General features: G+C 57.9%; 6 protein-coding genes. 2 read left to right on the forward strand and 4 right to left on the reverse strand.

What is annotated here, in order from left to right; translation table 11 throughout:
• The first annotated feature begins 57 nt into the window (after nt 1-57).
• Nucleotides 58-1392, forward strand: a complete 1335-nt coding sequence (locus IEU99_RS09875; protein ID WP_128888997.1) for a phenylacetate--CoA ligase family protein — start codon at nt 58-60, stop codon at nt 1390-1392.
• On the forward strand, nt 1392-2474 hold the full coding sequence (locus tag IEU99_RS09880) for a glycosyltransferase family 4 protein (RefSeq protein ID WP_128888996.1): 1083 nt from the start codon (nt 1392-1394) through the stop codon (nt 2472-2474). The genes IEU99_RS09875 and IEU99_RS09880 overlap by 1 nt, the downstream gene beginning before the upstream one ends.
• A gap of 34 nt (nt 2475-2508) precedes the next feature.
• On the opposite strand, the gene IEU99_RS09885 is transcribed toward IEU99_RS09880, so the two are convergent.
• The 4 genes from IEU99_RS09885 to IEU99_RS09900 form a co-directional block, all read right to left on the reverse strand.
• Complete coding sequence (locus IEU99_RS09885; protein ID WP_128888995.1) at nt 2509-3459, reverse strand: glycosyltransferase family protein; 951 nt, start codon at nt 3457-3459, stop codon at nt 2509-2511.
• Complete coding sequence (locus IEU99_RS09890) at nt 3456-4724, reverse strand: nucleotide sugar dehydrogenase (protein WP_128888994.1); 1269 nt, start codon at nt 4722-4724, stop codon at nt 3456-3458. The genes IEU99_RS09885 and IEU99_RS09890 overlap by 4 nt, the downstream gene beginning before the upstream one ends.
• Complete coding sequence (locus IEU99_RS09895) at nt 4721-5842, reverse strand: polysaccharide biosynthesis protein (RefSeq protein WP_128888993.1); 1122 nt, start codon at nt 5840-5842, stop codon at nt 4721-4723. The genes IEU99_RS09890 and IEU99_RS09895 overlap by 4 nt, the downstream gene beginning before the upstream one ends.
• Nucleotides 5839-7361: polysaccharide biosynthesis protein (locus IEU99_RS09900; RefSeq protein WP_229718478.1), on the reverse strand; the 1523-nt coding region annotated here is incomplete at its 5' end. The genes IEU99_RS09900 and IEU99_RS09895, both read right to left, overlap by 4 nt.

Raw genomic sequence — 7361 nt, forward strand, 5'->3', positions numbered from 1 at the left:
CTCCAGCAAGCAAGAACACGAAAGACAGTGCTTATGCTCGGATACCCCGTACGATTGATGCGCTCTACGCTGGGTCGCAAGCGTGCTCAGGCCGCGTCTGCTGCCGCTGCGCAGTGGTCACAAGATGCCAAGTTAGACCCCGAAGCCATCGCAGATTCTCAGCTGCGGCGTTTTAATCAGCAATGGGAATACGCCAGCACGCTGCCTTTTTATCAGCAATGGCGTAAGCAACATGACCTGCCGGATCGCATCTCCACGTTGGAAGAACTCGATCAGTGGCCGGTGCTAACAAAAGATGCTCTGCGCCAGCACGAGGATTTGGTGCAGGCCACCCCTGGCGCCACTGCTGTCTACCGAACCTCTGGATCTACAGGCAAGCCCTTTTCTTTTCCGCGCGGCAGTGCCGAATTAATGGAAGGCTATGCCCGAACATGGGCGTATAGACAAGCCCACGGTTTAAAGCCTTTCGACGCTTTCGTCCTCACCGCTAATACGCTCGGACACCAGGCACACACCCGCAAGGGGTATGTGGAAGCGCGGGCGAAGCGAATGGCAAAAGACATCGCCGGCAACTCGTGGACCTTTCCAGGTTTAATCGCCTCGCCGGAACAAGCGGATGCGGCACTTTCTACCATCAGGCGACTTCGCCCACGCTACCTGGTGGGCTATACCTCCGCCTTAGTGATGATCGCCGAGCGTTACCTGAACACCGGCGCCAAAGGCTTGGAATGTATCACCCACGTTATCCCCTCCAGCGAAACCGTCACCCCGGCGGATGCCGAATTGCTGAGCAATCTCGGAACGGTGGTCGTGGAATATGGTGCGATCGAGGCCGGGGTGATTGCTGCGACGATGCCCCAACCACAAGTCCAACATGGATGGCCAATCCAAGTGCTGTGGCCTTGGATCATGCTGCGCGAAGGATCAGTGCTCAGCACCTTAAGCAAGCGAGTGTTCCCTCTGATTCATTACAGCCTGGGCGATGACTTAAGCGCATCCAAGTACGGGCCAGGAGGCACAATCTTAGAGCTCTCTGCGGTGCAGGGGCGCACCCGCGATGTAATCCGCCTTGCCACCACCAACGGCCCGGAAGATATTCGCGCCTGCGAGCTTTCCATGCTTGTGCGCAATATCGACGGGGTGCTTTCAGCCCAAGTAGCTCCCACTGCCGATGATGGTGCAGATATTGCGGTGGTGTGCAGCAAGGACCACCGCAGGGATGCGATTACAGCCCAAGCCAAAAAGGCGATGCAGATCCACCACCCCGGGGTTGTACCGGGGCGCGTGCGCCTGCGTTTTGTTCAAGAATTTGTGCCTTTGGCTCGTGGCAAAAGAGGCGTAGCCATCGATGCCACTCGCATTCCCACCGACGCCCCGGCCGAGGAGATCTGATGAAACTGCACGTTATTACCTCGTTGTGGCCATCACGCGCTAACCCCATCAGCGGCATTTTCGTAGCTGAACACGTATCGGCTCTGCGGGATCAAGGCCATGAAGTGTGGGTAACGGTGGTATCACCAAAAAAGAGCGAATGGCTTGAGATCGATGGTGTGACCCCGCACTACGTGCGCACCCTGCACCTGCCCGTTCGTTTTCACCGGCTTCATAGGCCCATCAACACCAAACTTGCCGCACGGGTTGCCAAGTGGACCTTGCCTAAGCCAGACGTTGATGCACTGATCGTGCACAATCAAGTACCGCTTGGATTTTGCGTTCCGTGGTGGCAATCGAAGACGTTGCCCACTGCGGTGATCGTGCACGGAGATAACCCGCCACTCAACGATCCAGATAATGCGGCTTGGATGCGTCAGCACCTGCCCAGCATTCCCGAGCATGTGAAGGTGCTTCCGGTTGGGAAAACGGTAGTGCCGTTTCTAGATAACCTCGGGGTGCGCCACCACGCTGTGTTAGGAAATGGCACCAAATACGCCGAAAAGGCACCTGGTAGTAACACGCCGAAGCAGGTTGTGAGCATTGCTAATATGCACAAGGGCAAAGCCCTGGATGTGCTCATTGATGCCTTTGGTTTGCTCGATGCAAGCTGGCGGCTGCGCATCGTTGGCGATGGCCCAGAACGCCGCGCGCTTGAGGAACAGGTAGCAGCATTGGGCATCGGCGAGCGTGTGGAGTTCTTAGGAAGGCTTGATCGCGAAGCCACCCTCGCGGTACTCGATGGCGCTGATCTTTTTGCCTTAGCCTCTACCCGAGAACCTTTTGGTGTGGTGTACCTCGAAGCTGCCATGCGTGGCATTCCCCCGGTTGGCTGCTTTGGCACAGGAGCCGAGGAGATCATCAGCGATGGCGTCACCGGCCGTCTCGTGCCAAAGCGCGACCCAGAAGCCCTAGCTGCAGCGCTCGAAGATATGTGGGGAAAGCGAGATGCCCTTGGTGATGCAGCGCGCGAGGATGCTTTAGGCAGAACCTGGCACCACTACAACGAGCAGCTTTTGGCGATCCTCGGATTCTCCTCATAGCCAGGCACTAAACCACAGGATGCTGCCTGAGTGCCTAGCCCAGCAGCCAATCAAAGTAGGCATCTGGGTCAAAGGGTTCCGGTTCTGCTGGAATATTGGCCAGCAGCGCATGGGCTGTTGCTTGGGCAAGCGTGGTGCCTGCCCCATAGGCACTGAGTGCCCCGCCTGCGATTTCCCTATTCTGCTGGCTATCCGGGGCAATCACGGCACGGCCACCGCAACGCGCCTCGGCTAAGGCATAGCCAAAAGATTCCAACGTAGGCGGGAAGAAAATGGCCTTGGCTCTACCCCACCACTGCGCCAAGTCCTCGGCGGGCATAAGCCCAATGGGTTGGTAATTGGGGTGCCCATCGGCTTCTGGGATATCACCTGGGAAGGCTGTGACAGCGACTTTGGTTGCGCTGTGCTCCACCGCCTCCAACAGGGCCGGAATATGCAGGTCAAGGCGCTTATAGGATTGTGGAACAATCGGCACCAAAATGAGGTCATCTTCTGGCTGCATCTCAGCCCAACCCCGCGGCGAGACGGGGTGCATCCGCACCTGGATACGATCTTCCAGCTTCGGCGCATGCTCGGCCACGCGCTCTGCCATGGCATGGCAGGGCACCACGATCCGGTCTGCGCGATGCGCAAGCGCCCGAATCACGGGGATCTGCTTACGCATGTGCTCGCTGGGGGTGTAGCCAAGCTGGGTAAATTCTTCTTCACTGGCAAAGTGCAGGGCGTTGCGCAAAAGTACCGTTCGCTCACCGATAGGCCCGCAAAATGATGCATTATTTAGCGCAATCTTTTTTGCCCCTCGAGCCTGCCATTCGCGTTGCACAAGCCATGTGGAAGAAAGCCGCTCGCCACCAATCAAGCGCACATCCTCGCGTGGGTGGCGTTGCAGATAATCTTGAAGCTCAAGTAAAAAGCGCCTCGCTCCGCCATTGGTGGCTCCGGCGGTATCGACGATGGTCTGTCTCGTTTTCCGGTTGAGGCTCATAGGCGCACCACATTCGGGCTGTTGGGCACTACGTTGCGGGTATCAAATACCGGTACGCCAAGTTGGGCTAAACCGGAAAGATCAAAGCCTTCGTGGTCATTGATCACCACCACTACATTGGCCTGGGCCGCCTGTTGTAGATCCCAGCGTTCCACCGTCTGAGGCCAGAGGTGCTCAGGCACGAAAGGATCCGCTGCCACCACGTTGGCGCCACGGGCTTGGAGCAGTTCGATAATCCTTAACGAAGGTGCCTCGCGTACATCCCCGGTGTTTGGTTTATAGGCCACACCTGCAAGCAGCACGGTGGATCCTTTCAGCGATCGTTCTTGATCGTTGAGCAGGTCTTGGACGCGCTGCACCACATAGTCGGGCATGTGGTTATTGATGTCATTGGCCAGATCCACGAAGCGGAAGGCGTGGCCTAATTGGGATTCAACCTGCCAGGAAAGATAGGAGGGATCGATGGGCAGGCAGTGTCCGCCAACGCCTGGGCCTGGGGTGAACTTCATAAACCCAAAGGGCTTAGTGGCTGCGGCGTCGATGGCCTCCCATACGTCAATACCCAATTGCCCGGCGAATTGTGCAAGCTCATTTACGAGTGCGATATTGACGTGTCGGAAGGTGTTTTCCAGCAGTTTTGCCAGTTCTGCTTCGCGGGTGCCAGAAACGGCAACGGTGCGTTCGATGAAGGTATCGAAAAATCCCTGGACTCGTTCGAGCGAGGAAACGTCGATGCCGGAGACGATCTTGGGCGTTTCTTTTAAGCCATAGCGACTATTGCCCGGGTCGATGCGCTCCGGTGAGTACCCGACGAAGAAATCCTCACCCGCTTTGAGCCCGGATCGTTGCTCCAGGATCGGGATGAGCAGCTCCTCAGTGGTGCCTGGGTAGGTGGTTGATTCCAAAATGACGGTCGACCCGGGGCTCACGAAAGGCCCAAGCGCTGCGCCGGCTTTTTCAATAAAGCTGAGGTCGGGGCGGGTGTCGCGCAAGGGGGTGGGCACCGAGATCACGGCAACATCGAAGTCGGCCGCTATGTCATAGCTTGTCGACGCAACGTAGCGCCCAGCATTGGCAACGGCCTCCAGGCGTGCATCGCTGATATCTTCTACCGGCGATTGTCCTTGCTGCAAGAGGTCGACTTTGCGCTGGTCTAGGTCGATGCCTGCGACATTCCACCCCACCTCGGCGGCGCAGACGGCCACCGGCAAACCAACATAGCCCTGGCCAATGACCACGACCTTGCCGCGTGCATTGTTCTTCATCGGATCCAGTTTCCTTTCTCGCGACTTGGGTCGCCCACCAGGCCGCTTGCATCTACCCCGAAACGAGCGTCGAGAGCCTCAAGGTCGCGGCCTGCAGAAAGCAGGTCGCCGCGAAGTTCTGGCACCTCAAGGAGTTTGGCGGCGAGCTGCTCGCGCGTCATTCGCTCCACTAAGTCCGAGTCGAAGTCTTGATCGGTTTCCAAACCGGCTACGCCTCGATCGGCGAAGTGCTCATAGTTCAAGCCACGGTTATCTACCGGCAGCCTCAAATGTGTGCCCAGGTCCTCGGCGAAGGCGAGTTCTTCGCGGGTTGCCAGCGTTTCATGCAGTTTTTCGCCATGGCGCACGCCGATGGTGGTGATATTCGCTGGGACGTCGAAAAGCTCGCACATCACCTCGGCTAGATCACCAACGGTGGTGGCTGGCGCTTTTTGGATGAAGATATCGCCGGCTTTACCCAGGCGGAAAGCCCGCTCGACCAGGTCCACCGACTCCGCCAGGGTCATCATGAAGCGGGTCATGCGGGGTTCGGTGAGCGTGAGATGCTTGCCTTGGCGCAGTTGCTGCACAAATAGTGGAATCACCGAGCCACGCGAGTACATCACGTTGCCGTAGCGCACGCAGCTCACGGTGGTGTGGGCACCGCCGACGCGTCGAGCATGCGCCCGAGCGACCTTTTCCATCAGCGCCTTGGACATGCCCATCGCGTTGACGGGGTACACGGCCTTATCGGTAGAAAGGCACACCACGCCTTGAACACCTGCATGTTCTGCGGCTTCCAGCACGTTCTGAGAACCTAAAACATTGGTGGCAACGGCTTGGTCGGGAAAGAATTCGCAGCTCGGGACCTGTTTGAGCGCGGCGGCGTGGAAAACGTGGTCGACGCCGCGCATGGCGCGTTCCAAGGAGCCGGCATCGCGAACATCGCCGATGACATAACTCACGCGATCATCACCTAAGCGATGTCGCATGGCATCTTGTTTGGCTTCATCGCGAGAAAAGACTCGCACTTCTTGGGCTTGGGTACGAAGAATCCGCTCCACTACGGTGTGGCCAAAGCTGCCGGTGCCGCCGGTAACCAACACTGTGCGAGCGTCATATTCGGATTGCTTGCTCATTCTTTCGCTCCTTGCTCTCGCTCAGCGCGGGCATACTGCTCCATCACTTCGCGCACGTCGTTTCCTTCTGGCACGCTGCTCAGCGGCGCTACACACACCTCGCTCACAAGCGGATGACGGTCGCCTTGGATGGCGGTTTCGCGGACGTCGAAAAGCTCTTCCGACATCTTTTCTCCTGGTCGAAGGCCCGTGTACACGATCCTCAAATCATTGCGGCCGGCCATCGACATCAAGCCCCTTGCTAGATCTTCAATCAGCATTGGCTCCCCCATGTCCAGCACCAGAGTTTCTCCTGAACGCCCCACCAAGGCGGCTTGGAGCACGAGCTGTGCGGCCTCGGGGATCGTCATGAAGTAGCGGCGCACCGAAGGGTCAGTAATGGTGAGGGCATTGCCGCGTTTGATCTGGCCCATGAAGGTTTCCACCACCGAGCCCCTGGAACCCAGCACGTTGCCAAATCGCACTGATACCCACCGGCCCGGCGCGCCCGTTGCTGCGCGCGCAGCGCAAAGACGCTCCGCCATGCGTTTAGAATCTCCAAGCACGCAACAGGGATTCGCGGCTTTATCGGTGGAAATGTTCACGACGATCTCCGCGCCACAGGCCTCGGCGGCCAATAAGACGTGCTCGGTGCCGAGCACATTTGTTTTCCATGCTTCTTCGGGATAGCGCTCAAGCAGTGGTTGATGCTTCAGCGCGGCGGCGTGGATCACCACTTCTGGGCGAAGCTTGCAGAATATGTCGCGGATAATCTCCTCTTCGCGAATATCCGCCAGAATCACCGTCTCGTCATCTAAGAGCGCCTTGCCCGTCAAAGAGAGCTGCGTATGATGCAAGCCTCCCTCGTCGCGATCAAGCATGAATAATTCTGCGGGCTCAAAGCGATAGACCTGGCGGCACAGCTCAGAGCCAATGGAGCCACCCGCCCCGGTGACGAGGACGCGTTTGCCGCTGATGATGCTGCGGATACCTTCGACATCGAGGCTTGCTTGTTCGCGATCCATGAACTTGGCTACATCGATATCCTCAAGGTTGCTCAAGGACAAGCCATCGACATGTTGCATGGACGGCACCGCAAGCACTCTCATTGTTGCTTTGCGGGCAGACTCTCTCACGCGATCCATCGTTAAATCGCTGAGTCCAGCATCGGCGATGACCAGTGTCTTCGCACCGGTCTTTTCGGCTACAGCGGCCAGATCATCTAAGCCACCGCGTACACGCATGCCGTGGATGAGCCCACCCCGGCGTTGGGGGTCTTCATCGAGCACCGCTTTGACAATAAATTCGGATTGCTCTGACTCCGCCAACTGAGCTACAAAATGCCTGCCAAGCTGGGTGGCCCCATAGAGAATGACAGGTTCACGGTCTTGTTCTCGATATTGCGCCACCAACATCTCGGTTGCGCGAAGAAAGAGCACAAGGCACACGACGATGGGTGCCGCTAATAAGGGAACGGTCCTTGGAATCCCGGCGTTGGGATACAGTGTGACCGCTACAACAAATCCGAGACCCCCCCCCC

The sequence above is a fragment of the Corynebacterium pelargi genome (genome assembly GCF_014635485.1).
Taxonomy (GTDB): domain Bacteria; phylum Actinomycetota; class Actinomycetes; order Mycobacteriales; family Mycobacteriaceae; genus Corynebacterium; species Corynebacterium pelargi.